The organism is Arthrobacter cavernae, assembly GCF_017368795.1.
GTDB classification, from domain to species: Bacteria; Actinomycetota; Actinomycetes; order Actinomycetales; family Micrococcaceae; genus Arthrobacter; species Arthrobacter cavernae.
In genome coordinates this window covers 16,138-41,882 of sequence record NZ_JAFNLL010000035.1, presented here as the reverse complement: position 1 = coordinate 41,882, position 25,745 = coordinate 16,138, and the positions used below count along the sequence as shown (strand labels likewise).

Genomic DNA, 25,745 nt, shown 5'->3' with positions numbered 1-25,745 from the left:
GCGAAGGTATCCAACGGCCGCACCACAACACGCCCACCCTCGCTGGTGGTGGTCTTCGTGAACGCGACGGACTCGATCGGATCGATCAACCATCCGGCCTTCCGGGCAACATGCAACTCGGCCGTGTCCGCCCAGGTCTCCCCGACCGCGCCCGGACGGTTCGGATAATACCAACCCTCCTCGGCCCTCGCGTGCCGCACCCCAAGAATCCCCGCATGGTTCCACGTATCCGGGACCTTGAACCGCACCAAAACCCTGGCCCTCGCATACGGGTCCCGATCCAAAAGATCGACCGTGTCCGCACGGTTAAGGCGTACCCCGGGCCCTACCCCCAACTCACGACACAACGAGGCATACATGAAACGGCCATCAACATACGCGAACGTCTCCAGCCTGGGCAGCACAACAGGATCCACCAACGGAACACAATCCTCATGCGCAGCGAACGACAGGCCCCCTACCAAGTGTTCGAGATGATGCTGGCCCGACGTCCGGTGGAGCTCCTGGGCGATATCATCCGTGACCTGCTCAAGATCCAAACCCGCAGGCAACGACACTGCCCAAAGATTCGTGCCCGTCGCGGCCGGAGTCTTGCCCAAATGCTGGCCCCGGAACGCCTCCCCCACCAGAAACGCCGTAGCGTCCCACGCCTGGCGTGCCTGCTCCGGGTTCAGTGGAGTGCTGCCAAACCATTCGGCGGCGGTCCTCACCTCAACCCGCTGCCCAGTGGCAACACGTTCGAAACGGCCGGTCACGGGGGTGCCGAGCCAGTGACCCACCATCTGCCCTGCCTGGTCAATCCATCCGGCATTCCAGCCAGGCGTCTGCACCAGAAGCCAGTGGCGCACTTCGCGGTCGTTCACAGGAACAGTGCCCGTGAACATGATCCGTTCGGCCCCCACCTCCGCAGCGGTGTCCAGCATATCGAGCAGATTCGGATTCTTCCGGCGCTCACCAATCTTCGGACGGACAGCCTGCCCATTCGAAAACACCCCCCGCCCCGACACGTAATCCACCCACAACGTCGGGATCGACCTGAAATGATACGGCTTCGGACGCACCGGAACTCCTGCATGTTTGTTGATCTGACTTCACCAAACACTAGTTGGCCACGCCCCTACCGTGCGCCACCACAGCTTCCCGACGGCCCGTGCCTGCCGCCAGCCGGCCTCAGGCAGCGCCGTCCCCCATGAGACCGACGCCGGGCAGGCACCGGCAGGGTGCGGCCCTGCACCATTGTCATCCACCCGTTCCTCGCTAAGAATGAAGCATGCCGGTATACGTGAGGTCTTTGGAAACCGCCGTTCCTCCTACCGTTCTGGTCCAAACGCAGGCCCGCGAGGTCTTTGCGGCCCAGGCAGGTCTGACGCGGCTCGGGTCCAGGCTTGTCACGACATGCTTTGATTCTGCGGCCATAGACACCCGTTACACTGCGGTTGCGGAATTGAGCCTGGGCGCACGCCCTGATAAACCGGCGTTTTTCAACCCGGCAACCAACGAAGTCCTGAGTCCAAGCACCAAGGTCAGGAATGAACTCTTTGCCACGGAGGCCACCAAACTGTTCATAGAAGCTGCGAAAGCCGCGGTTTCCGCTGTCCCGGACATTGACCTGGCTGAAATAACCCACGTCATCACCGTTTCCTGCACCGGTTTCTACAACCCGGGGCCGGACTACAAAGTGGTCCGTGCGCTCGGGCTCAGTCCGGCCGTGCAGCGCTACCACCTGGGCTTCATGGGCTGCTATGCGGCCTTTCCCGCGCTCAGGGCCGCCCGGCAGTTCTGCGAGGCCGATCCGGCAGCCGTTGTCCTGGTGATCTGCGCCGAACTCTGCTCCCTGCATGTGCGCACGTCCAATGATCCGGACACCATCATGGGCTCGGCGATCTTCGCTGACGGGGCCGCCGCCGCCGTCGTGACCACCCGCGAACCGCAGGGCCCGGACCCGGCCATCAGGCTGGACCATTTCGAGACGGTCCTGACGCCGGTCGGCGAGGAAACCATGGCATGGAACATCGGCGACGAAGGCTTTGAGATGGTGCTCGGCACGTATGTTCCGCACATCATCGAAGAGCACATCACCGGGGCCCTTGAGCCGCTCCTTGCCCGGGAACCGGTGCTGAAAGGGCTCCCTTACAGGGACATCACACACTGGGCGATCCATCCGGGCGGCCGCAGCATCCTGGACAAGGTGGAGTCCAAGCTTGAGCTCACAGAAAAACAGCTGGTGCCGTCACGCGAAACCCTGCGCAACTTCGGCAACATGAGCAGCGCCACCGTATTGTTCGTCCTCAAATACATCCTGGAACAGGCCCCTGCCGGACGCGAGGAGAGAATTTGCTCCATGGCGTTCGGCCCGGGACTCACCGTGGAGACGGGCCTGTTTACCCTCATCTCTCCGGGGCCCTGATGCCGGCCGGGTTGCTCCGCGAGCGTGCCCTGGACGCGGTTGAGGACATGGACAAGCCCGACTGCGATCTCCGCCGCCTCAACCGCAGCTATGCTCGTTTCCCGGTGGTCAACCGTCTGCTGTCAGGCTGGCACGGCATCTACCGGGAGCGGATCAGGCCGCTGCTGCTTGCGCAGGGGAGCGCCACGCTCCTGGACATCGGTTGCGGGGGCGGCGATGTTGCCCGGGCCCTGGCCGGCTGGGCGCTCCGCGATGGCCTGAAGCTGGAGGTGACCGGCATAGACCCTGACGACCGTGCCTTCCGCTTTGCCAGTCGGGCGGTGCCCAATGACGCGGTGACATACAGGAGGTGCTTCAGCGGCGAGCTTGTGGCTGAAGGCTGCCGTTTCGACGTCGTGATCTCCAACCACATCCTCCACCACCTCACGCCTGGCCAGTTGGCCGGTGTCCTGGGCGATTCCGAGCAACTCTGCAGCGGATGGGCCTTCCACAATGATCTGCGCCGCAGTGCGGCCGCCTACTATCTCTTCCTTGCCGGCTTCTGGCCACTCGGTCTCGGTTCCTACATTTGCGGGGACGGACTCACGTCCATCCGGCGGAGCTACACTCCGGAAGAGCTGCGGATGGCTGTGCCGCAGGAATGGCAGGTGGAACGGCACGGGCCGTGGCACAACCTGCTGACGTATAGGCAGGAAGAGCGCGCCGGTGCATGATGTCATCATCGTCGGCGCGGGCCCCGTGGGCCTGTTCATGGGAGCCCTCCTGCTCCGGCAGGGCCTGGACGTCTCAATTCTGGAACAGCGCGGCACCCGTGGCGAACAAAGCAGGGCCATCGGCATCCACCCGCCCGCGCTGGCCGTGCTCGACACGGTCGAGGCAGCATCAACCTTAGCCGACCAGGGCATCCGGATCGCCCACGGTACCGCCTACAGCCGGGGCCGCAAAGTAGCCGGCCTGGACTTCAGCGGGACGTCATCGGCGTTTCCCTTCATTCTCTCCGTGCCGCAGGCAATCACCGGACAGGTGCTCGAGGACACCGTCCGGACATTGGATCCGGATGCCCTTTGCCGCGGCGTCGAAGTCCTGGACGTGTTCGACGACGGCGGCAGCGTCCTTGTCCGGGCCGCCCGCTGCCGCACTGAGGTGCTGGAGTTGACGGCCAGACTGGTGATTGCCGCAGATGGCGCCCGTTCCCGGATCCGCAGCCAGCTAGGGCAGCAAGAAAAGGTGCGCCACTATCCGGACTGCTACATCATGGGCGACTTCGGCGACAATACTCCGAATGGACACGACGCCGTATTGTTTCTGGAGCCTCAGGGCATCGTGGAGTGCTTCCCCCTGCCGGGCGGCATCCGCCGCTGGGTGGTCAGGTTGGGCGAACCGTGCACCGAGCCGACTGCGCAACTTCTTGCGCAGCTGGTACGTGTCCGCACGGCCACGCACCTCGATGTGGAAAGCAATTCGATGCTCAGCGCTTTCGAGGTGCGCTCGAGGCTTGCCCGGCGGACCATCCACGGACGGGTGGCGCTGTTGGGCGATGCCGCACATGAGATCAGCCCGATCGGTGGCCAGGGCATGAACCTGGGCTGGCTTGACGCCGCAGCCCTTGCCCCGATTGTCGGTAGGGCTCTGGCGGGCGAACCGGTCGGCCGGGAACTTCAGGACTACGAACAGAGCCGCTACCGTGCTGCCTTGCGAGCCGTCCGCCAGGCCGGCCTGAACATGGTCCTCGGGCGGCCGCTGCCGCCGCAGCTACTCGCCGCCAGAAACCGGATGTTTGGCCGCGGCATCGCGATGCCCGCCGTCGCAGACCTTGTGGCCCGGCGCTTCACCATGCACTGACACACGCCAGACCGCGGCAAGGCTGAGCGACAGGCAGTCAGCCGGTCTGCGTGTAGTATCTGCGTGTACTAGCAGTCATAGCTGTCCTGGCTGATGATCCTCCCTTCACGCAGTTCGAAGACTGCCGTGCTGCGCGCGCGGATGGTGTCACCGGCATCCCAATGCGGGAGGTCAATCAGAAGGGTCGCGGACCAATTCATTTCCAGCACCACACGGTCGCCGTCACAGGTACTTCGGACGAGCTCGAATCGCTGCCCGGAAACGATGCCTGACTGTGACAGGTTTGGATGGCCCCGGTAAGACGGTTATCTCTGGCCCCACTTCGTAACTCGCCGGGCACCTTGTGACGGTTATACATGGCCCCACCTTCAACGTTGGATTCATCAATGGATGGATGCGGCGGAAGGCTGGTCTGGATGGAGTCGAGAGTGGAGTTGTTCGCACGGATCCGAAGGGACGCCCGGGTCGAGGGCCTGTCTGTGCGTGCGTTGGCGGCCCGGCACGGGGTCCACCGGAGAACGGTGAGGCAGGCTCTGGAATCCGCTGCCCCTCCGGAACGCAAACCGAGGGAAGGGGTGTCCTGACGGCTGGAGCCGTTCAAGGCCGCGATCGATGCCATGCTGGTCGAGGACACGACGGCGCCGCGGAAGCAGCGCCATACTGCCCGCAGGATCCTCGCCCGGCTCATCGAGGAGCACGGCGCGGAGCAGCTGTCGTACTCCACCGTGCGGGATTACGTGCGGGTCCGCCGGGCTCAGATCGATGTGGAGGCCGGCCGCCGGGTGGAGGTGTTCGTGCCGCAGGAGCATGCGCCGGGCGCGGAGGCGGAGGTGGATTTCGGTGAGGTCTGGGGGGTCCTGGACGGTGTGAAGACGAAGTGCCACATGTTCGTCTTCCGGCTGTCCCGCTCGGGCAAGGCCATCCACCGGATTTACCCGACCCAGGCCCAGGAAGCGTTCCTGGAGGGCCATATCGAGGCGTTCACCGAGATCGGCGGCGTGCCGGTCAGGCACATCCGGTACGACAACCTGACCAGCGCTGTCACCGCTGTGGTGTTCGGGCAGGGCCGGCAGCGCCAGGAGAATGACCGGTGGGTGTTGTTCCGTTCGTTCTACAATTTCGATGCCTTCTATTGCCAGCCCGGCATTGCCGGGGCGCATGAGAAGGGCGGGGTCGAAGGGGAGGTGGGTTGGTTCCGGCGCAACAGGCTCTCCCCGATGCCGGTCGCCGGATCCCTGGATGAGCTCAACGACCGCATCCGGGAATGGGAAGCCCAGGACGATGCCCGCCGGATCGGTGACAGGATCCGCACCATCGGGCAGGACTTCGCCGCCGAGCGGCCCTTCCTGGCACCCTTGCCGGCGGGGCAATTTGATCCGGGCCTGGTGCTGAACCCCAGGGTGGACAGGTCGTCGATGGTCACGGTGCGGATGGTGAAGTATTCCGTCCCGGCACGGTTCATCGGCAGGAAGGTCCGGGTGTCCTTGCGGGCGTCCGAGGTCGTGGTGTTCGACGGCCGCACCGTGGCCGCCAGGCATCAGCGGGTCGCGGCCCGGTCCGGGTGCTCGGTGCAGTTGGACCACTACCTCGAGGTCCTGAAGACCAAGCCCGGCGCCCTGCCCGGTTCCACCGCCCTGGCCCGGGCGCGGGAGTCCGGTGCGTTCAGCAGCGCCCATGAGGCGTTCTGGGCTGCCTCCCGGCGGGTCAACGGCGACGCCGACGGCACCCGTGAACTCATCGACGTGCTGCTGCTCCACCTGTCCATGGACGCCGCCGACATCCAGGCAGGGATCACCGCGGCCCTGGGGGTGGGTGCTGTCAGTGCCGACGTGGTCGCGGTCGAAGCCCGCAGGCACGCCGCAAACATTCCGGCGGGTGGGTCCGGTTCGGACCGTCATTCCGGTGCTCACGCTGACGTGAAAGTGCAGCGGGTTGTCAGCCTGACCCAGCGCCGGCTCATGGACCCCGCCGCGGTCATCGCAGGGCTCCCGGCCGATACCCGGCCGCTGCCCTCGGTCAGTGCCTATGACGAGCTGCTGGCCAAACGCATCCAACCCGCCCCTGCAGGAACCGTGTCGAAGGAGAACATCTCATGAGTCCCACCGCCCCTGCCGCCACGATCACCCCGGTCCTGCGCCGGCGCCGCGGCCTGACCGAACAAGCCGCCCTCGCCGCCGTGGACCAGGCCTGCCGCCGGCTGCGCCTGCCCACGGTCCGGGCGGTCCTGGACGAAGCCCTGGTCGTCGCCGGGAAGGAACAACTGAGCTACCAAGGGTTCCTGGCCGAACTGTTGCTGGCCGAGTGTGATGACCGGGACCGGCGTTCCTCGATCCGCCGGGTCAAGGCCGCGAACTTTCCCCGGGACAAATGGCTCGGGGATTTCGACTTCGATGCGAATCCGAACATCAACGCCGCCACCATCCACACCCTGGCGGCCGGGGACTGGATCCGCAAGGGCGCACCTCTGTGCCTGATCGGGGACTCCGGTACCGGTAAGTCCCACCTGCTCATCGGGCTCGGCACCGCCGCGGCGGAGAAGGGATACCGGGTCAAATACACCCTTGCCACGCGCTTGGTGAACTAGCTTGTGGAGGCTGCCGATGAGAAGGTCCTGGCCAAGACCATCGCCCGCTACGGGCGGGTGGACCTGCTTTGCATTGACGAGCTGGGTTACATGGAACTGGACCGCCGTGGCGCCGAACTCCTCTTCCAGGTCCTGACCGAACGCGAAGAGAAGAACTCCATCGCGATCGCCTCCAACGAATCCTTCTCCGGGTGGACGAAAACCTTCGCCGACCCCAGGTTGTGCGCCGCGATCGTGGACCGGCTGACCTTCAACGGCACCATCATCGAAACCGGTACCGACTCCTACCGCCTCGCCCACACCCTCGCCCAACAGGCCGCCGGCTAAGCCGGGCGGTGGGCCGGATATAGCCGTTGCCGCAGGAGACGTTGCGGCGTAGATTCACTGCACGACCGGGCTGCGGACCCGGTGCCAAACTGCATTGGGCTCTGTCCTTAGGGGGTCGGTTGGTGTGTCCGAAATAGATGGGGAGAGCCTTGAGCGTACGCGGGCTGCGGTGAAATTCGCTCTGTCGCATCCTCCCAGCCGCTGGTACGCGGCCTATGTGCGGGAAGATGAGGCACGGTCTACAGAACGCTTTAGCGGGCTCTTGCGCTGGTATCCGACGTTGGAACCGCTTCTTCCGCGTGAAGGGAATAACGTTGCGTGTTCGCGGGAAGGCTTGGCACGGCTGGACGAGGCAATCAGAAGCCGGTCATACCCTGCGGGCGACGTTGATGAGTTTTCACGCGATGTTGCCGTGTACTACGCGGATACCGTCTTGGCAGCATTTCCTGGTGCGTTCTGGATCGTTGAACCAGGAAGGCTGCCCAGGGTTCAGGTTCCGGGTGGGCATTACATTGACATGTTTCAAATAGCTGCCGACCGGGTCCAGGCTGCCGAGCCATTCCTTTGCAGGACCTATGATCGGCTGATTCAGATGCCGGGGGCCGGCGGCGGGTCCAAGAGCCCCGCCGCCGGCCCCGGAAGTTAGTTTCCGCAGTCCCAGAAATACGTTCCGTCGTACGCCGCAGCCGTGTACCGGGTCCCTCCGCGGTACAACTCTCCGCTGGTGCTTCCTGAGAAACCGCTGAGGTTTCCAGTCGTGCACGTGAAGTAAGCGGCCGAGGTCAGGGAACTGGTGTTGTAGAGTCCAGCGGAGCCATAGTCGACAGTGTTCCACCAGCCCCAGTATGTGTCGTACTTGTTCAGGACGGATTCCATGCCGATGTAGTAGACGCTGAAGGTGCACGAGGTGAGCGCTGAATGTACCACGTCGCTGTAGGTGTTCTGGCGGTAGTTGAAGTAGGTAATCACATAGAGGCCACACCCGCTGGGAAAGGACATGGGTGTTACCGTCTCCCCTTCTTTGCTGAGGCTTTCCCCGGGGCAGGTTCATAGGCAACCTTCTGTTCACCAACGATCCGGCCACCGTTGGCACGGACTTCTTCCTTCACCTTGGCCAAGTGAGCGTCGAAATCTGCCTTGACTTTCGGTGAGGACGCCTCAATCGGAAGCGAAGGAGCGGGCGTGTAGCTCCCCGGATCAGCCGGCGAGGGCGCCGCGTTTGCACCTCCCACGCCCAACAGTGCACTGAAAACAAGGGCGACTGCCATTGACAATGACAGGATCCTTGCTCGTTGAGAGACCTTTTTCTTCACAACAATCCTTCCCCAGTCTGATCTTGACCATGCGTCGAAAGACCAACCACCGCAAAAAGGCGTGATGTGCTTCGAAAATCCAGCCCCCAAACGGAAAATCGGCCACATCGAAGGCCCTCCCAAGACCCCTAAAGCGGGCAACCATTCGGGAGTGCACAAAGACGTGCTCTGATTCTGCAAGTGGCAGCAAAAGATGTCAACGCGTATATCAGAGCGCCGCTGGGCGCCCAATAATGCGATTCGCACAAGTGCAGCCAGAGCTGCACCGGCCCACAGGCCATGACGTGGGGCCGAAAATGCCCGTCAAACCGGGGCCAAGAATGATTGACATACTCAGATGCCACTACTCTGATCGGCCCCGGAAAGCGTCTCTTCCAGATTGCGCGTCGCCCCGGATTTCGCCAGGACATTCGGCCACTCCGTGAGCTGGAAGTCCTCGGCCAGATAGGGCCGCAGCTGCCCGGCACCGCCGCCGGCCTCCACGGCACGGACGAATCCAAGCACGCATTCCACGGGGGTCGTTTCGCTCATCCGACGAGCTAGGGCAGGCCCCTGCAGGCCTTCCCGCAACCTTCTGGACTGCACTCGAGGGTGCCTGGACTCAGCCGGTGGGCGGACGACGACGGCGCGCGGCCGCCGTCGGGCACTGCATTGTCCTGATGGTGCCCGCGGCAGTCCTTCTCGCTTCGTGCGCGTCCGGCGGCACTGGTGCGCCGTCAACGGGGCACCACTCAACCCGTTCCAGGACTGATTGGACAGATCTCCCAGTCAACTACGCCACCCATATCATCGGACTCCAGCTCAGGTGCTGGCGGCAAGGCGGCACGCTCATCCCGTTCCACGTTTCGCTCACCGGTAGCGGAAGCAGCGGGACGGTCAAGGTGGCTGCTCCCGCGGCGCTGCGCGGCGACATCCTGGACTTCGTCACGGCTGCATGCACCGGACGATAGGCTCGAAGCATGAGCCACCAGCCCCGACCCATCGCCGCGAGCCCAGGGACCACGTTCAGCGCCTCCCGGATCAGGGACACAGTCCTGCAACTCTTGGACCTTGAGGCACTGCCGCCCATTGTGCAGGCCGGACATCCGGTACTGCGGCAGCACTCGGCTCCGTACGACGGCCAGCTGGACGACGCCGAACTCCAGCTGCTGATCCGCCGGATGCGCGACGTGATGCACGCGGCCCCAGGCGTCGGGCTGGCAGCGCCGCAGCTCGGGATTCCGCTGCAGCTCGCAGTCCTTGAGGACCAGTACGACATAGATCCTGCCGCGGCGGCGTTGCGCGGACGCGAACCGCTGGAGTTCTTCGCAATGCTCAACCCCCGCTATGAGCCGCTGGGCACGGAATCTGCCTCGTTCTTCGAGGGCTGTTTGTCGGTCACCGGGCTGCAGGCGGTGGTCACCAGGCACCGGGACGTGCGCCTCGACTACCTGCGTCCGGACGGCAACGGCGCTGTCGCCGATTTCACTGGCTGGCAGGCCCGGATCGTCCAGCACGAAACCGACCACTTGCACGGAGCCCTCTACCTCGACCGGGCCGAGCTGAGGTCCCTGTCCAACAACTCCGAATACTCGGCCAACTGGGCAACACCCGGTATCGACGCGGCCCGCAGTGCTCTGGGTTTCCTCGTCGACTAGCCGGCAGCGGCAACAGGCGCGTCCGCCCACCGTAGGATGGAGACCATGCCTCCCGACGCCGTTGCCTCCTTGCGCTGTCCCATCTGCCAGGACGCCCTCCGCCGAACCACGGGTCCCCGGGCGGCCCTCGTGTGCGGCAGCCGGCACAGCTTTGACGCCGCCAAGCAGGGCTATTACAACCTCCTGACGGGCAAGGGAACGCCCTTCGAGGCCGATTCGGCGGACATGGTGGCGGCCCGCCACAGCTTCCTGGCCGCTGGTCACTACGCTGCCATGGCGGCAGCAGTTGCGGAACTGGCCGCGCCTGCGCTGGCCCCGCCCAATGCCCTGGTGCTCGACGCCGGCACGGGCACCGGACACTACCTCCGGTCCGTCCTGGACCGTTCGCCCGCTGCCGCCATCGGACTGGACATCTCCAAGTTCGCCCTGCGCCGGGCGGCCCGCCTGAACCCGGAAGCCGTCAACTTGGTCTGGGACATCTGGCGCCCGCTGCCGGTCGCCGATGCCGCCGTCGACGTCGTCCTGGTGGTGTTTGCGCCGCGCAACCCCGCCGAGTTCGCCCGCGTGCTGCGGCCGGGTGGTGCGCTCATCGTGGTGACGCCGCGCCCCGGGCATCTGGCGGAAATCGCGGCACGCACCGGCATGCTTGGCATCGAAGACGGCAAGGCCGAGAGGCTGGCTGAGAGCATGCAGGAGCACTTCGCGCCCGGAACCACCATGGAGCTGGACATCCCGCTTCAGCTGACCGGAACCGAGCTGGCCGATCTTGCCTTCATGGGACCGGCGGGACACCATCTGGACCGTGCGGCCCTGGCCCGATCGGTGCGTGCGGACGAGGCCGTCACGGCCACTGCAAGGTTTGGCATCAGCGTTTTCACCACCGCAGTCTCCACTTCCTGACGCGAATGCGCACGCGGGGCTAGGATGGAAAAACAGCGACTGTGATTTCGCTTACGCGGATCCGGGAACAAGGGGGAACGATGTTCGAATGGCTTGGCGAGAACTGGTGGGCACTGTGGCTCACAGTCTTCCTGGCGTTTGCCGTGGTGGAGATGCTGACTCTCGATCTCTTCTTCATCATGCTCGGCGGCGGAGCCCTCGCGGGGCTGATCGCAGACTTCGCCGGCGCCGATTTCTGGCTGCAGATCGTGGTCTTCTCGGTCGTCTCCCTCCTGATGATCGCTTTCGTCCGTCCGGTCGCGCTCAAACACCTGCGCAAGGGTCCGGCGGAGCAGCGCACCAATGTTGACCGGCTCATCGGCCAGTCCGCCCTCGTCATGGAAGCCGTCAGCGGTACCGGCGGCCTCGTCAAGATCGGCGGCGACGTCTGGAGTGCGCGCAGCACCGGAGGCTTGATTGAGGCCGGGGAAACTGTGGAGGTCACCAAGATCGATGGTGCGACGGCGGTGGTCGCCTCGACCTCCGACAACAGCCCGCGCTAGGCGGTCGGCGAGCCAGCGCAGCGAGCACAAGAACGTCCGCGGCAGACAGCGTTCCATGGCACTGCCGCGGGGTACACCGCATCAAACCACGCAACTGGGGAATGAAGGAGATGTATGGATGGCTTGGGAGGAACAGCAGCCGCGATAGTGCTGATTGTTCTCGTCATTTTTGTAATCATCGTGCTGGTCCGCTCGGTCCGGATCATCCCGCAGGCACGTGCCGGCGTCGTTGAACGCCTCGGCAAGTACCAGCGCACGCTCAACCCGGGGCTCACCATCCTGATTCCGTTTGTCGACCGGCTGCTGCCGCTTCTCGACCTCCGCGAACAAGTGGTGTCCTTCCCGCCGCAGCCGGTCATCACCGAGGACAACCTGGTCGTCTCCATCGACACCGTGGTGTACTTCCAGGTGACGGACCCCCGGGCCGCCACCTACGAGATCGCCAACTACATCCAGGCAGTGGAACAGCTGACCACCACCACGCTCCGCAACGTGGTGGGTGGGCTCAACCTTGAAGAAGCGCTGACCTCACGCGACCAGATCAACGGCCAGCTCCGTGGCGTACTGGACGAAGCCACCGGGCGCTGGGGCATCCGTGTTTCCCGCGTGGAGCTCAAGGCCATCGACCCGCCCCATTCCATCCAAGACTCGATGGAAAAGCAGATGCGCGCCGAGCGTGACCGTCGCGCAGCCATCCTGACCGCCGAAGGCACCAAGCAGTCACAGATCCTGACTGCCGAGGGCCAGCGCCAGGCTGCAATCCTCGCGGCCGAAGGTGACGCCAAGGCGGCCATCCTGCGCGCCGACGGTGAAGCCCAGGCCATCCAGAAGGTCTTCGACGCAATCCACAAGGGCAACCCTGACCAGAAGCTGCTGGCCTACCAGTACCTTCAGACGCTTCCCAAGATCGCGGAAGGTTCCTCGAACAAGCTCTGGATCGTTCCCAGCGAAATCGGCGAGGCCTTGAAGGGCATCGGCAGTGCGCTGGGCGGAACCAACACGAAGTCCCCCGGCGCAGGGCTGTTTGCGAACGGAAGCGGCAGCGAGAGCAGCGAGGCCAAGAGCTCCGCTGAATAGCCCCAGCGGGCAACCGATGATCAACGGCAACGGCCGGCCAGGTTCTGGCCGGCCGTTGCCGTTCTCCGATTCCTGCACGGGCCGGCCTGCTGCTTTGTCCTACCGGCCGGAATCCGCGTATAATAGGATATTTGTCCGGCCGGATCATTCCGAACGGAACATTAAGGCTTGGTCAGGCGTTTCATCTAGTGATGCAACGAGTGCAGACAGTAGTCCGGAAGCCGCGCAATCGGCATCCGGCTAGCGCGGGGTACGGCTCCGCGAACAGACAGAGGAGTAATCATGAGCGATCGCAGCCTGCGGGGTATGCGCCTTGGCGCCCAGAGCATGGAAACCGAATCCGGCGTTGAGCCGGCGCCGCGCCAGCGGGTCGAATACCGCTGCGAGGACGGCGAGCAGGTCTTCGTCACCTTCTCCGCCGAAGCCGAAATCCCCCCTGTCTGGGTTTCCAAGACCGGCAAGGAAGCCCTCCTGGTGGACGGCGAACGTCCGGTTGACGCCAACGAGAAGGCTGTCCGCACCCACTGGGACATGTTGCTTGAACGCCGCAGCCTCCCGGAGCTGGAGACCATCCTGGAAGACCGTCTGAACATCCTCCGCGAACGCCGTGGGGAACGCCGCTCGGCCTAAGGCCGCAGCCGCCCCGAAACGGCTCATGAACAACAAGGCCGGGTCCGGTCACTGGGATTCCCACAGTGACCGGACCCGGCCTTTGTTTGTCTGGCGTGTGCTGGCCCGTTTCCGGCTACTTGGCTACCGGCGTCTTGCGCCCGGTCAGCTTTGCCCAGCGTGCGGCGAGGCCCCACTTCGTGACGTTGATCATGGCCTCGACCACAATGTTTCCGCTCATCTTGGACGCACCCAGTTCACGCTCCACGAACGTGATGGGACGCTCTTCGATCTTCAGGCCGAGCTTGGCGACACGCCAGGCCAGGTCCACCTGGAAGCCGTAGCCAACAGACTCAACATCATCCAGCTTGAGTGCTTCAAGGGTGCTGCGACGGAACGCACGGTACCCGCCCGTAACGTCCTTGATTTTCACGCCCAGCATGATCCGGGCATAGGTGCTGCCGATACGCGAAATTGCCTGGCGGTACAGGGGCCAGTTGACCACACTGCCGCCGGACACCCAGCGGGAGCCCATGGCGAGGTCGGCGCCGTCGTTGATGGCATCCAGCAGCAGCGGCAGCTGTTCCGGCTTGTGCGAACCGTCGGCGTCCATTTCGACAAGGACGTCGTAGCCGGCGGCGAGGCCCCACTTGAATCCTGCGATGTACGCGGCACCAAGGCCTTCCTTGCCCTTCCGGTGCAGGACGTGGACCTGGCTGTCCTCAGCGGCGATGCTGTAGGCTAGGCGGCCGGTTCCGTCGGGGCTGTTGTCATCAACCACCAGGACGTCCGAGGCAGGCACGGAAGCACGCAGCCTTCCGAGGGTTATCGGCAGGGATTCCAGCTCGTTGTAGGTGGGAATGATCGTCAGGACACGCAAGAAGAGGCCTTTCCTTGATGGAGCGGTCAGTGTGCCGGAGCAGCCACAAGGCTGGCATTCTGGCGCAACTCCCAATTATAGGACGAAGGAAGGTGGCCTCCCGCTGGCTGTGGTGCCCGACACAGGGCAAGCCACAATGGGCCAGCATTCTGCGGGCAGGTCCACAAGCCCAGGACCAGTTCCGTCTGGACGTGCGGCGTTCCGGAAGAACTGTTTTCTGAGACCTTATGAACCTGCCCACACTGCATGCCGCAGCCATGGAATCGAGGATCCGCCGGCACATGTGGCCGGCGGATCCGGCGGCGGCCGAATGCCCAGACGTTCAAGCCGGGACCATCCGTAGAGCCTCAATGCTACTGACTACACGGGAGCTGTCAACCGGCCGGTGAGCTGGGGCAACGCATGTCGTCCCAGCTCAGGGCCCTTGTCGTGGCGGAAGTTGCTTTTAGGGGAAATCGCCTTGTAGCAGTTCAGCCGCGCAGCCCCGGGCTGGCGAAAAGCTCCCTGCCTTCACGGACGGTCTGCAGGCAGGCAGGGTCCTTGCCGGTGTCGAGGGCCGGGAGCAGGGGCGTACGCGCCCGGGGATCGGTACTCCAGGACTGCACCCGGTTGTCAGCCACTTGGACCATCAGCTCTTCCACCTCCCATACCGCAAAGCTGGCCGGCGCTCCGGGCACCAGCTGGCCCATGAGCGGATTCCGGTACTTGCTGGCACGCCAGCCCGCCCGGGTGTGTCCCAGGAAGGCGGCCCGGGCGGAAATGCGCTGCTCCGGGTTGTTGTGCTCCAGGCATGCACGGACGCTGGACCAGGGACGAAGGGGAGTGACGGGGCTGTCGCTGCCGAAGGCCACCGGGACACCCTTCGAGTAGAAGGCGGCGAACGGGTTCATCTCCCGGCTACGCTCCCCCAGCCGCTGCTCATACAGCCCACCGGGGCTGCCCCACGCGGCATCGAAGGCCGGTTGGGCGCTGACCGTGACGGAGTACTTCGCCAGGCGCTCAAGCGCCGAGGGACTGGCCATCTCGACGTGCTCGAAGCGGTGGCCGGCAGCACGGACGCGTTGCTCGCCGGCCTCGACGGCAGCGAGGTCGAGCGCATCCAGGGCTGCCTCCAGACCGGCATCACCGATGACGTGGAAGCCTGCCTGGATCCCCAGAAGAGAGCAGGCTGCCAGGTGTTTGGCGGCGTCATCCACCGAGAGGTACAGGCTGCCCCGCTGGCCCGCGGCGTCGCTGTAGTCCTCCTGGAGTGCCGCGGTCCTGGAGCCGATGGAACCGTCGATGTTCAAGTCTCCGGCGAGTCCCCGGACAGGGGTGCCCAGGCCATCCAGGATGCTCTGTGCATGTTCTGCAGAGGTGGCCAGTTGGCCCCAGTAGGGCAGGACTTCGGGCATTGCGCCGTCATCGTTCCAGGACGCTGCCATGCGCAGGTCCTCCGCGCTGCACAGGTGGGGAGCGGACATTTCGGCGACCGCCACGTAACCGTTGGCGGCGGCCTCACAGAGGGCCGTGCCCTGGTAGCTGCGGCGGTCGGCGTCGGGGAACTGCCGCGCAGCAAGCCGGGCAGCCGTGTGCGCCGCCCGCACCACCCGCGTTCCGCCGTCGAAGCCGTCCATACCCTGCAGACCGGCCGCTGCCACGAGGGACGGAGAGACGAGTGCGGAGTGGACGTCGATCCTGGACAGGTAGACGGGCCGGCCACCCGCGGCGCGCCCGAGCTCCTCCGGCGTCGGCAAAGTCCTGTCATGCCAGGCGGTCTCGTCCCAGCCGTGGCCCAGGACGGTTCCGTCGGTGGACACAGTTCCGTCCGTGGTGGACGCGGCGACGGCGTCGAGCAGTTCGCGTGACGAGCGGACACCGGCCAGCTGTAGCCCCGCAAGGGCCAGACCGGTTTCAGTGAGGTGGACATGCGAGTCGACGAAGCCAGGCGCCAGCAGGGCCCCACGAAGGTCGATGACGTCCATGGACGAATCCGCGATCGAGGAAGCTGCCTGCTCCGAGCCAACCCAGGCGACTGTGTCGCCGTCAACCACCATGGCCGTGGCGAAGGGATCGGCAGCGGTATAAACCGAGCCGTTGCGGTACATCGTCACCTTGCGCGGCTGGGTGCTGCCGTCGGGCGTGCCGGGCTGGTTCATGCTGAATGCTCCTTGAATTTCTGGAAACCGGAATTGCTTAGCCGACCGTGGAGTACGCCACGACGCCGCGCCTGATGAGATCGATCGATTCACGGCAGATCCTGGCCAGGCGGCGGTCGAGTCCGGGGATCTGGGCCAACTGGTCAAGCAGGTCCACAACCTGCTTGGCCCACCGGACAAAGTCGCCGGCCGCCATGTCGGTTCCGCTGAGGACCTCCTGCAGGTGCCGGCCCTTGGCCCACTTGAAGATGGGCCACATGAGGCCCAGCTCCGGCTCGCCCGTCAGGGGAAGCTTGTTCTGCTCTTCAGTGTCTTCGAGTAGGGACCATTCGCGGACCACGATATCCACGGCCGACTCGAGGGAAACGGAAGGCATTCTGGGCCGCAGCCCGCGGTCTTCGCGCTTGGCCTGGTACACCAGGGTGCTCGCCAGAGCCGCCATCTCTGCGGCGTCGAGGTCACTGATGGCCCCCTGTCGGATGGACTGGGAAATCAGCAGGTCCTTTTCGCCGTAGATCCGGCGCAGGCGCTGGCCGTCCGCGCTGATGGCGACCTGGCCGCCGTCGGACGATTCCAGATATCCGTAGCTGGACAGCACGTCGCACACGCGGTCAAAGGTCTTGGCGATGGTGTTGGTCCTGCCCTGGATCTGCCGGACGAGGCCGTCAGTTTCCTGTCGCAGCTTCCACCAGCGCTCCGACCAGCGGGCGTGGTCTTCGCGTTCGCTGCAGCCATGGCATGGGTGGGCGCGCAGGGCACGGCGCAGGTCCGCGATCTTCTTCTCCTGGTCCGGCATGCGCGATCCGAGGCCGAAGCCTTCGTTGCGGCTGCTGCGGCGGGCCTTGGCGTCGTCCTCGCGGACGGCGTCGCGTACGGAGGCAGCCAGATCGCGCCGCGGCTTGGGCAGCTTGGCGTCGAACGATTTCGGAATGCGGATCCGGACAACCGGCGAGACGGGACCGTCGACGTCATGGACGCCGATCCTGCGAAGCTGGTTGTCCGCAGTCAGCACAACCGGCCGCGGCTCGCGCGCGTTGAGGTCAGAGTTGAGAACGACGGCGTAGCCCGGCGTCCGGCCGCTGGACATGTTGATGATGTCGCCGGGGATGAGACTGGTCAACGAGTCTGCCACGTGCGACCTGCGGGCCCGCTGCTGCTTGCGGGCGGCGAACTGCTCGGCGTCGCTGAGTTCGCGCCGCAGCCTGGCGTACGCCGTGAAGTCACCCAAGTGGCACTTCATTGACTCGGCGTAGCCGGCCAGGGACTCTTCCCTGCTGCGCACCTGGCGGGCAAGGCCCACCACGGAACGGTCGGCCTGGAACTGGGCAAAGGAGGATTCCAGGATTTCGCGGGCACGCCCCCGGCCGAACTGGGCTATCAGGTTAATGCTCATGTTGTACGTGGGCCGGAAGCTGGAGTTGAGCGGGTAGGTCCGTCGGGATGCCAGGCCGGCCACGGCCGCCGGATCCGTGCCGGGCTGCCACAGGACCAAGGCGTGGCCTTCGACGTCGATGCCGCGCCTCCCGGCACGTCCGGTGAGCTGCGTATACTCCCCCGCAGTGATGTTGACGTGCGCTTCACCGTTGAACTTGTCGAGCTTTTCCAGCACCACCGAACGGGCGGGCATGTTGACCCCCAGTGCGAGGGTTTCGGTGGCAAAGACTGCCTTGACGAGCCCGTCGGCGAACAGTTTCTCGACGACTTCCTTGAACGTAGGCAGCATCCCGGCGTGGTGGGCTGCCAGCCCGCGCAGGAGGCCGTCGCGCCAGCTCCAGAAACCGAGGACGTCGAGGTCGTCGGCGGGAATCTCGTGGCTGGCCTCGTCCACACGGAGCGCGATGATCTGCTGTTCGCGTTCGGTGGTCAGCCACAGCCCGGCTGCGGCACATTGCGCCACAGCGGCGTCACAGCCCGCGCGGGAAAAAATGAAGGTGATGGCGGGCAGCAGGTCCTGGCGGTGGAGGCTGGCGATGACCTGTGGCCTGCTCGCCTTCCGCACGGGGCTCCGCTGCTCGCTGGAACTCCGTTCCTCGCGCTGGCGGCGCTGGCCGCGGCCGCCGTGGCCGAACCGTCCGTTGAAGTTCATCCGGCTTTCGGCACGGGCCATCGACAGGAGTTCGGGGTTCACTTCGAATTCCGGGCTAAGGGATGGCGCCTGCCCAACGCGCGTTGCCGTTCCCTTGCCCGCGCCGCGATCCGCTGCCCTGGCGGCTGCCGCCCGGGCAGCTGCTGCCACGACGGGCGCGCCGTCGGCTTCGCCGAAATCTGCCACGTCGGGTGCGATCTCGTCAAAACTGGTATCTCCGGCGAAGAGGTCGACGATTTCCTTGCCCACCATGACGTGCTGCCACAGGGGAACCGGACGATGCTCGGAGACGATCACGTCTGTGTGGCCCCGGACAGTGTCAAGCCATGCACCGAATTCCTCCGCGTTGGAGACGGTGGCGCTGAGCGAGGCCACCTGCACCTCGCTCGGCAGGTGGATGATGACTTCCTCCCACACGGCCCCGCGGAAGCGGTCCGCGAGGTAGTGGACCTCATCCATGACCACGTACCCCAGGTCACCCAGGGTCGCCGAATCGGCGTACAGCATGTTCCGAAGGACCTCGGTGGTCATCACGACGACGGGTGCCTCGCCGTTGATGGTGGTGTCCCCCGTAAGAAGGCCCACGTTGGCGGCACCGTACTTTGCAGACAGCTCGAAGAACTTCTGGTTGCTAAGGGCCTTGATGGGTGTGGTGTAAAAGGCCTTGAGCCCTCGTTCCAGAGCCAGATAGATGGCGAATTCACCGACGATGGTCTTGCCTGCGCCCGTAGGTGCCGCCACCAAAACGCCGCGGCCTTCCTGGAGGGAACGGCAGGCCTCCCGCTGAAAATCGTCCAGCTCGAACTCCAGCGTCCGGGCAAAGGCGCCAAGATGACTCTTTGCCTCGGCGGTCCGCTGCGCGGCCGCCTGGAAGCTGTCTGATGGTGAGGGAGACCCGGAAATGGAGGACATGCTTCAAGCCTAGTGGCCGTGTGTCTAGAGATTCTCCAGATCGGCGGCTGAGGTACCGGTATCGGCCGTGGCTTCGGTCTCAGCAGCGCGCTTGGCAATACGACGCTCGCGGCGGCGGTCGTTGAGCAGGCACACGCCAATCGCGGCAAAAAAGAGCAGAAGCATGGGGGCTGCCAGGTAGAACATGCTCATGGCGTCAGCGCCGGGAGCTGCCATGGCCGCAAACAGGCACACCAGGAAGATCGTGATGCGCCAGCTCTTCACCAGTTGCTTGCCCTTGATGATGCCGGCCAGGTTCAACCCCACGAGGACCACGGGAACCAGGAAGGCAATGCCGAACGCCAGGAGGAGCCTGAGTACGAAGGCCAGATAGATTTCGGCGCTGATGAAGTTGGAGCCGCCGACCGGGGTGAAGTCCGTCAGAACACGGACGGCGTTTGGCAGGACCAACCACGCCAGCAGGACGCCGCCCACGAACAAGGGCACCGCAGCAGCCACAAAGGAAAGGGCCAGACGGCGCTCCTTCTTGTGCAGGCCCGGAACGATGAACGCCCAGAGCTGGTAGATCCAGACCGGGCTGGCTGCGATCAGACCGAGAAACACCGAGACCTGCACCATGAGGTCGAACGAACTTGCCACGCCGTCGAAGTTCAGCGTGGCCAGCCGGCCCTCTTTTTCGTTCAGGTCCTTGATCGGTTTGATCAGCGCTTCAAGCAGGGGCTGGTACGCGATGAAACCGATTACGGTGCCAAGAATAACCGCGATGGCTGCCTTGAACAGCCGATTCTTCAGCTCCTTGAGATGATCAAGCAATGCCATCCGGGCTTCAGGATTGGCTTTGCGCCCCTTCGTCTGTACCACTTCCGCTTAGGCGCGGTTGGACGGCGGTACGTCGGTGTCGTCGCCGCTCTTGGTCTTGGAGTCCGGGTGCTCCACTACTTTGCCTTCGACGGCGTCGGAACCGTCTTTGGCCTCCGGGGAGCCGTCCTTCTTCATTTCGCGGACTTCAGACTTGAAAATGCGCATCGACTGCCCAATGCTGCGCGCCATGGACGGCAGCTTCGGTGCGGCAAAGAGCACCAGAGCGAGAACGATGATGATGATGAGATGCCAGCCTTCGAGCCTCATGTTGGGAGGTCCTTTCCTTTTGGATACATCCTACGGCTAACTGAATTCTATGTCGTGCAGGGATTGGGGCTGGCCCCGTTCTGCCTTGCGCAATACACGCCTCTTCCGGCGGACTTCCTGGCGGGAGGCTTTGGCCGTCACGTAATCATGCCGCATCTGCTCGGGCGAGGCAAAAACAGCCGAGCCGGCCGGCGTCGCAGGAACAGAGGGTTCTACGTCGGAGGTTTCTGCGAAAGGATCGAGGTGGCTGAAACGTTTCCCTGCGGCAGATAATTCGTGAACTGTTGTCATAAACTGACGGAATAAACGGATGCCCAGCAAGATGTGGAAGAGCAGGGACAGTGCTACGAGAGCGATCCACAGCAGGATCCATGACCACCAAGGCATTTGAGTAGTCTAGCGAGCCAGACCGTCAGTCTGCGTACTGGGCCAGCGCTGCGGAGAGCCAGTCCGCAGTGGCCTGGCCAACCGTGCGCGGCTCCAGAACGCGGACCGCTCCACCGTGCTGTGCCACGAACATGGGCAGCCAGTCGGTGCTGCCGAAGCGGACCTCGGCCAGCATCCCGCCGTCGGGCAGCAGTACCGACCGTTCGGCATAGTAGTCGTCGGCCAGGCCGGCTCCCTGCCGGCTCAGCTGCAGCACCACCAGGGTGTCGTCATCGCTGGGCGTGAAAAGTTTCGCCGGATAGCCTTCCTCTGCCACCGCAAGACCGGACACGGGCCCGCCGTTGGGTTCGAGCGCGTCCACGCGGTCAAGCCGGAAGTTCCGGAGTCCCTGTTTGCTGTGGCAGTAGGCCTCGAAGTACCAGGTCCTGTCCAGGGAGTACAGGCGCAGGGGGTCGACGTCGCGTTCGGAGACGGAGTCCCGTTGGAGGGAGAAGTAGCGCAGACGCAACTGCTGGCCGTCGCGGATGGCCCGCGTGATGGTTTCGAAGGCCCTCGAGTCCTCAGGTGCCACGGATTGCCCGGCCAGTGATCCCGCCAGGCGGCCGGCGCCGCCTGCTGCGCCTGTCAGTTTGAGCGTTACCGACTCAAGCACGTCCCCTGACATGCCCGCCAGCGCCGGCAGCTCGCCGAGCATGGCCAGGCCCGTCAGGAGGGCGCCGGCTTCATCTTCGCTGAAGCGCACGGGCCGATTCAGGTCCAGATGCTCGCTGATGTAGACATGGTCGTTTTCCCACTGGATGTCCAGCAGCTCGTCCGGATAGCCTTCGGGCAACCCGGAACAAATGAGGATCTTGAGGTCCTCGATCAGTTCCTTGCGTGTGACACCGAAACGGTCCGCCACGTCCTGGATGTGCAGGCCCTGATGGTGCACCAGGAATGGAACCAGCTGGAGCATGCGTGTGAGCTGCTCCTCCGACGTCCGCTTCCTGGCTCGCGGGACTGGTCCTGCTTCCGGGAAGTCCAGCGGAACGGGAGACTCGGCAGTGAAAGCCGCTGCAGCCTTCAACCGGCGCAGCACTGCTGTCCGTAATTCCGCCGGGGCAGCAACGTGGACGTTGGGCCCGTAGGACGCGAGTTCCTCAGCCAGCTGCTCTGGATCGCGGAATGTGAGGCTGAGCCTGTCACGGCCTTCGGGCCACGCGCCGCCGTCGGGAACTGCCTCCGCCCGTTTCCGGAGACCGAGGAGACGGCCCGGAACGACGTCAAGGACCGCCTGCTGGAGGGGAAGCTCGTTGAGGGTGTCCAGTTCGGCGCGGGCGTCGAACCGGACCGGCGGCTCGAAGCTGCCGCTGGTGTCGGCAGTGACTGCCGTTGTCATCCGGGACAGGCGGAAGAATCGCTTGGCCGCCCGCGAGCGGTCCAGCCCCACCAGGTACCACTGCCCGAAGCGGCTGCCGAGGCCCCAGGGCTCGACCACCCGGTATTCTTCCCGCCCGGTGCTGCCTGCTAAGTAGCCGAAGCTAACGGGATGCTGGCCGTGCATCGCCGCCACGACGTCGTCGAACGCCTGCCCGGCGGGTTTAATGCGGGGCTGCAGGCCCGAGGGAAGCTCGACGTCGGCGAACCCGCCGCCCGCCTGCAGTTTCCGCATGGCGTTGACGGCCGCGGAACCCAGCGCGGCCCGCTCCCACAACTGTGCGGCGAGCATCAGCACGGTGCACTCGGCAGAAGTCAGCTTCACTTCCGGCAGACGGTTGGCCTCCTTGCCGATGCGGTAGCGCGTGGACGCGGGGTCGTCCTCGCCGAAACCGCGGTCCGTGATTGTCTCGATCTCGAACCCGAACTGGCGCAAGTCCACCTTGTCCCGTTCGAACATGCGCCCGAAGGCGACGTCGTTCCCGGCGTCATCGCGGTAGACCTTCTCACGCAGGACTGCACGTGAAAGTCCGAGCTCCGTGTTCAGCAGGGCCAGGAGCAGATTGAGGAGGCGTTCAGTACGTGATGCGGACACCCTGCCACGTTACTAAAGTCCCCTCGCAAAACGTGAAGGCGCGTCACCTGCCGGACGTTGACCGGAAGATGACGCGCCTTCGTGCTTCGATCCGAAGCCGGTGTTGCGTGGCGTCCTTGCTTAGCGGACGGCGACGAGGTCCACAACGAAGATCAGTGCTTCATTGGGCTTGATCGCTCCGCCGGCACCGCGGGAGCCGTAGGCAAGCTCGGAGGGGATCTCCAGGCGGCGGCGGCCGCCGACCTTCATGCCCAGCAGGCCCTGGTCCCAGCCCTGGATGACCTGGCCGACGCCGACGCGGAAGTCCAGCGGTGCGCCGCGGCCCCAGGACGCGTCGAATTCTTCGCCGGTGGACCAGGCGACGCCCACGTAGTGGGTGGAAACGGTGTCGCCGGCCTTGGCCTCTGCGCCGCTGCCTTCGATGATGTCAGTGATGACGAGTTCCGTGGGAACGTCGCCTTCCGGGAAGTCGATTTCCGGCTTCGTGCGGTCGAGATCACGCTGACCAAATGACATGGTTGCTCCTTGCTTAGATGCTGACAAGTGTGTGGAACTAGCTTAAGGGCTACTTGGCGCCCAGGATGTCGACGACGAACACGAGGTCGCCCTTGGCTTCGCCCTGCCCTGCCTCACCGTAGGCGAGGTCCTTCGGGATGACCAAAAGGACGCGCGAGCCGACGGTCTTGCCGGTAAGTCCCTGGGTCCAGCCCTTGATGACACCGGTCAGCGGGAAGCTGGCGGGCTGGCCGCGGTCGAAGCTGGAATCGAACTTCACGCCGCCCACCAGGTTGACGCCGACGTAGTTGACGGTCAGGGTGTTGCTGGCCGTGACCTCCGGACCCGAGCCCTTGATGAGGTCCTGGGCGATGAGCTGGGTGGGGGCGCTGACGCCCTCTACGGAAATCTCCGGGATGCCCTTGTCGTTGACCTTGACGGTGGGCAGACCGGCAGGCGGAGTCACGGTTTCGCCCTCGGGCTTGTCCAGGACCTTGGGTGCGTCCTTGGCCCCGACCAGCTTAAAAACGACCAGTTGTGTCGAAGCCGCGCCGGTGCCCGTGGCGTTGCCAGGATCAGCGAAAGCCACGTGGCTGCCGATCTTTGCGCCAACAATGGCGTTGTAGAGGATAGGGCTTCCAGTCTTTAGCTCATCGTTGACCGGAAGGGGCTGAACGCCAGCCTCGTAGGTGTCCTCGAGGGTCTTTCCGTCAGTGCCGTCTACGGCGATGTAGACCATTTCTGCGATCTGGCCCGCCTTGATGGAAGCACCGCTGCCCTCGACGACCACCTTGATGGTGGGTTCGGTCACAGTCAACGGCTTGGCAAAGTCAACACCGGGAGCCTTCTTGTCACCGTTATCGGAGACTTTGAGGGAATCCAGCTTGCTGACGTCGCCAGCGGACTGGCTGGTGGGTTCCGGGGCTGCAGGGCTGCCTCCGCATGCGGTGAGCAGCAGCAGGCCTGGAATGAGAATTGCTAGGAGTCGGCGCACAGAATGAACTTTCGTCGGGGCACAAGGAGGGCTTGGCCGCGCACTTGGCACGGTCAAGCACTGGGTGGCTTCGTAGAGGCCACCATCCAGAGTAACCCGCGAAGCTGGGAGTCAGCTCATCGAATCAAGGAGTGCGTCGACCCGCTCATCAACACTGCGGAAGGGGTCCTTGCACAGAATGGTCTGGTGGGCGCGGTCGTTCAACTTCAGATGGACCCAGTCAACCGTGTAGTCCCGGCCAAGCTCCTGGGCCCTGCGGACGAAGTCTCCACGGAGTTTCGCACGCGTGGTCTGGGGCGGCGCGTCCACGGCGTCCTTGACCTCGGTTTCCGTGACGACCCGCCGGACGGCGCCCCGGGACTGCAGCAGGTAGTACAGACCGCGCTGGCGGGAGATGTCGTGGTACGTCAGGTCCAGCTGTGCGATACGGGCCGAATCCAGGCCGATGCCATGCCGCTGCATGTAGCTGTCCATGAGTTTCTTCTTGATGGCCCAGTCGACTTCGGTATCGATCCTGCTGGTGTCTCCGCTTTCGATCGCATCCAGGGTCCGTCCCCACAGGTCCAGGATGAGCGGCACGTGTGTGTTGTGGGCGCCATTGGCGGCGACGAATTCAGTGACCTTGGCAAAGTACTCGCGCTGGATCTCCAGTGCCGACAACTGACGGCCGTTCGCCAGCCGCACGAGTGCGCGGCCGGTGAGGTCGTGGGAGATCTCCCGGATGCTGCGGATGGGGTTCTCCATGCGCATGTCGCGCATGATGACTCCGGCCTCGATCATGCGCAGGATGAGGTCCACCGTGCCCACCTTGAGCAGGGCCGAGGTCTCCGACATATTGGAATCGCCCACGATTACGTGCAGGCGCCGGAAGAACTCCGCGTCGGCGTGCGGCTCATCGCGGGTATTGATGATGGGCCGGGACCGGGTGGTGGCGGAGGACACACCCTCCCAGATGTGGTCAGCCCGCTGCGAGAACGCAAAGGTGGCTCCGTGCGGGGTCTTCAGCACCTTGCCGGCACCGGCAATCAGCTGGCGGGTAACGAGGAACGGGATGAGGATTTCCGCCAGCCGCGAGAATTCACCCCTGCGCGGGATGAGGTAGTTTTCGTGGCTTCCGTAGGAGTTTCCCGCGGAGTCTGTGTTGTTCTTGAATAGGTACACGGTGCCATTGAAGCCCTCGGCGGACAGACGCATCTGTGCTTCGTCCACCAGGTCGTCAAGGATGAGCTCGCCGGCTCGGTCATGCGCGATGAGCTGGGCGAGGTCGTCGCATTCGGCCGTCGCGTATTCGGGATGGGATCCGACGTCGAGGTAAAGCCGTGATCCGTTGGTCAGGAACACATTGGAGGAACGTCCCCAGCTGACCACTTTGCGGAACAGGTAACGGGCGACTTCCTCAGGGGCCAGCGGACGTGAGTCCGGGCTCGAATACGAGATGCCAAACTCAGTCTCGATGCCGAAAATCCTCTTGTCCAT

General features: G+C 64.5%; 21 protein-coding genes and 3 pseudogenes. 10 read left to right on the top strand and 14 right to left on the bottom strand.

From position 1 onward, the window contains the following. Positions 1-1,061: pseudogene (locus J1902_RS14220) on the bottom strand (hypothetical protein); the annotation flags it as partial. Between the two features lie 209 nt (positions 1,062-1,270). Here J1902_RS14220 and J1902_RS14215 point away from each other — a divergent pair. Genes J1902_RS14215 through J1902_RS14205 form a run of 3 tightly spaced genes read left to right on the top strand, consistent with a single transcriptional unit; the run spans position 1,271 to position 4,249 of the window. Then, a complete protein-coding gene (locus J1902_RS14215) occupies positions 1,271-2,407 on the top strand; it encodes a type III polyketide synthase (protein WP_207616967.1) in 1,137 nt (378 codons plus the stop codon). Continuing rightward, positions 2,404-3,120 (top strand): class I SAM-dependent methyltransferase, encoded by a 717-nt coding sequence (locus J1902_RS14210; protein WP_207616970.1) that lies wholly within the window; start codon positions 2,404-2,406, stop codon positions 3,118-3,120. Before J1902_RS14215 ends, J1902_RS14210 begins: the two co-directional genes overlap by 4 nt. After that, positions 3,113-4,249: an FAD-dependent oxidoreductase gene (locus tag J1902_RS14205; RefSeq protein ID WP_207616966.1), complete on the top strand. Its 1,137-nt coding sequence runs from the start codon at positions 3,113-3,115 to the stop codon at positions 4,247-4,249. The genes J1902_RS14210 and J1902_RS14205 overlap by 8 nt, the downstream gene beginning before the upstream one ends. Positions 4,250-4,317: 68 nt before the next feature. Here the strand turns inward: J1902_RS14205 and J1902_RS19710 are convergent, their stop codons facing one another. Beyond that, positions 4,318-4,515, bottom strand: a complete 198-nt coding sequence (locus tag J1902_RS19710; RefSeq protein WP_307794457.1) for a nuclear transport factor 2 family protein — start codon at positions 4,513-4,515, stop codon at positions 4,318-4,320. A 150-nt stretch (positions 4,516-4,665) separates the two neighbouring features. Between J1902_RS19710 and istA the strand changes: the two are divergent. Further along, positions 4,666-6,345 (top strand): annotated as a pseudogene (gene istA, locus J1902_RS14195) (IS21 family transposase). Then, positions 6,342-7,160 (top strand): annotated as a pseudogene (gene istB, locus J1902_RS14190) (IS21-like element helper ATPase IstB). The pseudogenes istA and istB overlap by 4 nt, the downstream one beginning before the upstream one ends. Before the next feature lie 642 nt (positions 7,161-7,802). Here the strand turns inward: istB and J1902_RS14185 are convergent. Both J1902_RS14185 and J1902_RS14180 read right to left on the bottom strand, forming a co-directional pair. After that, positions 7,803-8,159 (bottom strand): hypothetical protein, encoded by a 357-nt coding sequence (locus J1902_RS14185; protein ID WP_207616965.1) that lies wholly within the window; start codon positions 8,157-8,159, stop codon positions 7,803-7,805. A gap of 647 nt (positions 8,160-8,806) precedes the next feature. After that, positions 8,807-9,004 carry a hypothetical protein gene (locus J1902_RS14180; RefSeq protein ID WP_242702023.1) on the bottom strand — a complete coding sequence of 66 codons (198 nt, stop codon included), beginning with the start codon at positions 9,002-9,004 and terminating at the stop codon, positions 8,807-8,809. Between the two features lie 428 nt (positions 9,005-9,432). Between J1902_RS14180 and J1902_RS14175 the strand changes: the two genes are divergently transcribed. The 5 genes from J1902_RS14175 (at position 9,433) to J1902_RS14155 (ending at position 13,259) form a co-directional block, all read left to right on the top strand. Beyond that, the gene (locus J1902_RS14175) at positions 9,433-10,110 is read left to right on the top strand and encodes a peptide deformylase (RefSeq protein ID WP_207616964.1); all 678 of its coding nucleotides are present in this window, start codon (positions 9,433-9,435) and stop codon (positions 10,108-10,110) included. A 45-nt stretch (positions 10,111-10,155) separates the two neighbouring features. Further along, the gene (locus J1902_RS14170) at positions 10,156-11,010 is read left to right on the top strand and encodes a methyltransferase domain-containing protein (protein ID WP_207616963.1); all 855 of its coding nucleotides are present in this window, start codon (positions 10,156-10,158) and stop codon (positions 11,008-11,010) included. Positions 11,011-11,090: 80 nt separating this feature from the next. Then, a complete protein-coding gene (locus tag J1902_RS14165; protein WP_207616962.1) occupies positions 11,091-11,552 on the top strand; it encodes an NfeD family protein in 462 nt (153 codons plus the stop codon). Between the two features lie 114 nt (positions 11,553-11,666). Next, entirely contained in the window at positions 11,667-12,629 is a 963-nt protein-coding gene (locus J1902_RS14160; RefSeq protein WP_207616961.1) for an SPFH domain-containing protein, read from the top strand. Positions 12,630-12,911: 282 nt separating this feature from the next. Beyond that, positions 12,912-13,259, top strand: a complete 348-nt coding sequence (locus J1902_RS14155) for an RNA polymerase-binding protein RbpA (RefSeq protein ID WP_207616960.1) — start codon at positions 12,912-12,914, stop codon at positions 13,257-13,259. Positions 13,260-13,374: 115 nt separating this feature from the next. On the opposite strand, the gene J1902_RS14150 is transcribed toward J1902_RS14155, so the two are convergent. The 10 genes from J1902_RS14150 to pafA form a co-directional block, all read right to left on the bottom strand. Beyond that, positions 13,375-14,118, bottom strand: a complete 744-nt coding sequence (locus J1902_RS14150; RefSeq protein ID WP_207616959.1) for a polyprenol monophosphomannose synthase — start codon at positions 14,116-14,118, stop codon at positions 13,375-13,377. Between the two features lie 470 nt (positions 14,119-14,588). Then, positions 14,589-16,256: an amidohydrolase gene (locus J1902_RS14145; protein WP_207616958.1), complete on the bottom strand. Its 1,668-nt coding sequence runs from the start codon at positions 16,254-16,256 to the stop codon at positions 14,589-14,591. 37 nt (positions 16,257-16,293) lie between these two features. Further along, positions 16,294-19,254, bottom strand: coding sequence for a DEAD/DEAH box helicase (locus J1902_RS14140; protein ID WP_207616957.1), 2,961 nt, complete (start codon positions 19,252-19,254; stop codon positions 16,294-16,296). 24 nt (positions 19,255-19,278) lie between these two features. Beyond that, positions 19,279-20,073 (bottom strand): twin-arginine translocase subunit TatC, encoded by a 795-nt coding sequence (gene tatC / locus J1902_RS14135; RefSeq protein WP_242702022.1) that lies wholly within the window; start codon positions 20,071-20,073, stop codon positions 19,279-19,281. Between the two features lie 48 nt (positions 20,074-20,121). Then, positions 20,122-20,382 carry a Sec-independent protein translocase subunit TatA gene (gene tatA / locus J1902_RS14130; protein ID WP_207616955.1) on the bottom strand — a complete coding sequence of 87 codons (261 nt, stop codon included), beginning with the start codon at positions 20,380-20,382 and terminating at the stop codon, positions 20,122-20,124. A 36-nt stretch (positions 20,383-20,418) separates the two neighbouring features. Then, positions 20,419-20,769 (bottom strand): hypothetical protein, encoded by a 351-nt coding sequence (locus J1902_RS14125; RefSeq protein WP_207616954.1) that lies wholly within the window; start codon positions 20,767-20,769, stop codon positions 20,419-20,421. Positions 20,770-20,794: 25 nt separating this feature from the next. Next, positions 20,795-22,780, bottom strand: coding sequence for a helix-turn-helix transcriptional regulator (locus J1902_RS14120; RefSeq protein WP_207616953.1), 1,986 nt, complete (start codon positions 22,778-22,780; stop codon positions 20,795-20,797). 120 nt (positions 22,781-22,900) lie between these two features. Beyond that, positions 22,901-23,296, bottom strand: coding sequence for an FKBP-type peptidyl-prolyl cis-trans isomerase (locus J1902_RS14115; protein WP_207616952.1), 396 nt, complete (start codon positions 23,294-23,296; stop codon positions 22,901-22,903). 49 nt (positions 23,297-23,345) lie between these two features. Then, positions 23,346-24,269, bottom strand: coding sequence for an FKBP-type peptidyl-prolyl cis-trans isomerase (locus J1902_RS14110; RefSeq protein ID WP_207616951.1), 924 nt, complete (start codon positions 24,267-24,269; stop codon positions 23,346-23,348). A gap of 111 nt (positions 24,270-24,380) precedes the next feature. After that, the gene (gene pafA, locus J1902_RS14105; protein ID WP_207616950.1) at positions 24,381-25,745 is read right to left on the bottom strand and encodes a Pup--protein ligase; all 1,365 of its coding nucleotides are present in this window, start codon (positions 25,743-25,745) and stop codon (positions 24,381-24,383) included.

Bases quoted from the DNA above. Each gene is read 5' to 3' on its own strand.
- J1902_RS14145 (WP_207616958.1), bottom strand. From the start codon at position 16,256: ATGAACCAGCCCGGCACGCCCGACGGCAGCACCCAGCCGCGCAAGGTG.
- J1902_RS14165 (WP_207616962.1), top strand. From the start codon at position 11,091: ATGTTCGAATGGCTTGGCGAGAACTGGTGGGCACTGTGGCTCACAGTC.
- J1902_RS14185 (WP_207616965.1), bottom strand. From the start codon at position 8,159: ATGTCCTTTCCCAGCGGGTGTGGCCTCTATGTGATTACCTACTTCAAC.
- pafA (WP_207616950.1), bottom strand. From the start codon at position 25,745: ATGGACAAGAGGATTTTCGGCATCGAGACTGAGTTTGGCATCTCGTAT.
- J1902_RS14180 (WP_242702023.1), bottom strand. From the start codon at position 9,004: ATGAGCGAAACGACCCCCGTGGAATGCGTGCTTGGATTCGTCCGTGCC.
- J1902_RS14170 (WP_207616963.1), top strand. From the start codon at position 10,156: ATGCCTCCCGACGCCGTTGCCTCCTTGCGCTGTCCCATCTGCCAGGAC.
- tatA (WP_207616955.1), bottom strand. From the start codon at position 20,382: ATGAGGCTCGAAGGCTGGCATCTCATCATCATCATCGTTCTCGCTCTG.
- J1902_RS14115 (WP_207616952.1), bottom strand. From the start codon at position 23,296: ATGTCATTTGGTCAGCGTGATCTCGACCGCACGAAGCCGGAAATCGAC.
- J1902_RS14155 (WP_207616960.1), top strand. From the start codon at position 12,912: ATGAGCGATCGCAGCCTGCGGGGTATGCGCCTTGGCGCCCAGAGCATG.
- J1902_RS14175 (WP_207616964.1), top strand. From the start codon at position 9,433: ATGAGCCACCAGCCCCGACCCATCGCCGCGAGCCCAGGGACCACGTTC.
- J1902_RS14140 (WP_207616957.1), bottom strand. From the start codon at position 19,254: ATGTCCTCCATTTCCGGGTCTCCCTCACCATCAGACAGCTTCCAGGCG.
- J1902_RS14125 (WP_207616954.1), bottom strand. From the start codon at position 20,769: ATGCCTTGGTGGTCATGGATCCTGCTGTGGATCGCTCTCGTAGCACTG.
- J1902_RS14160 (WP_207616961.1), top strand. From the start codon at position 11,667: ATGGATGGCTTGGGAGGAACAGCAGCCGCGATAGTGCTGATTGTTCTC.
- tatC (WP_242702022.1), bottom strand. From the start codon at position 20,073: ATGGCATTGCTTGATCATCTCAAGGAGCTGAAGAATCGGCTGTTCAAG.
- J1902_RS14215 (WP_207616967.1), top strand. From the start codon at position 1,271: ATGCCGGTATACGTGAGGTCTTTGGAAACCGCCGTTCCTCCTACCGTT.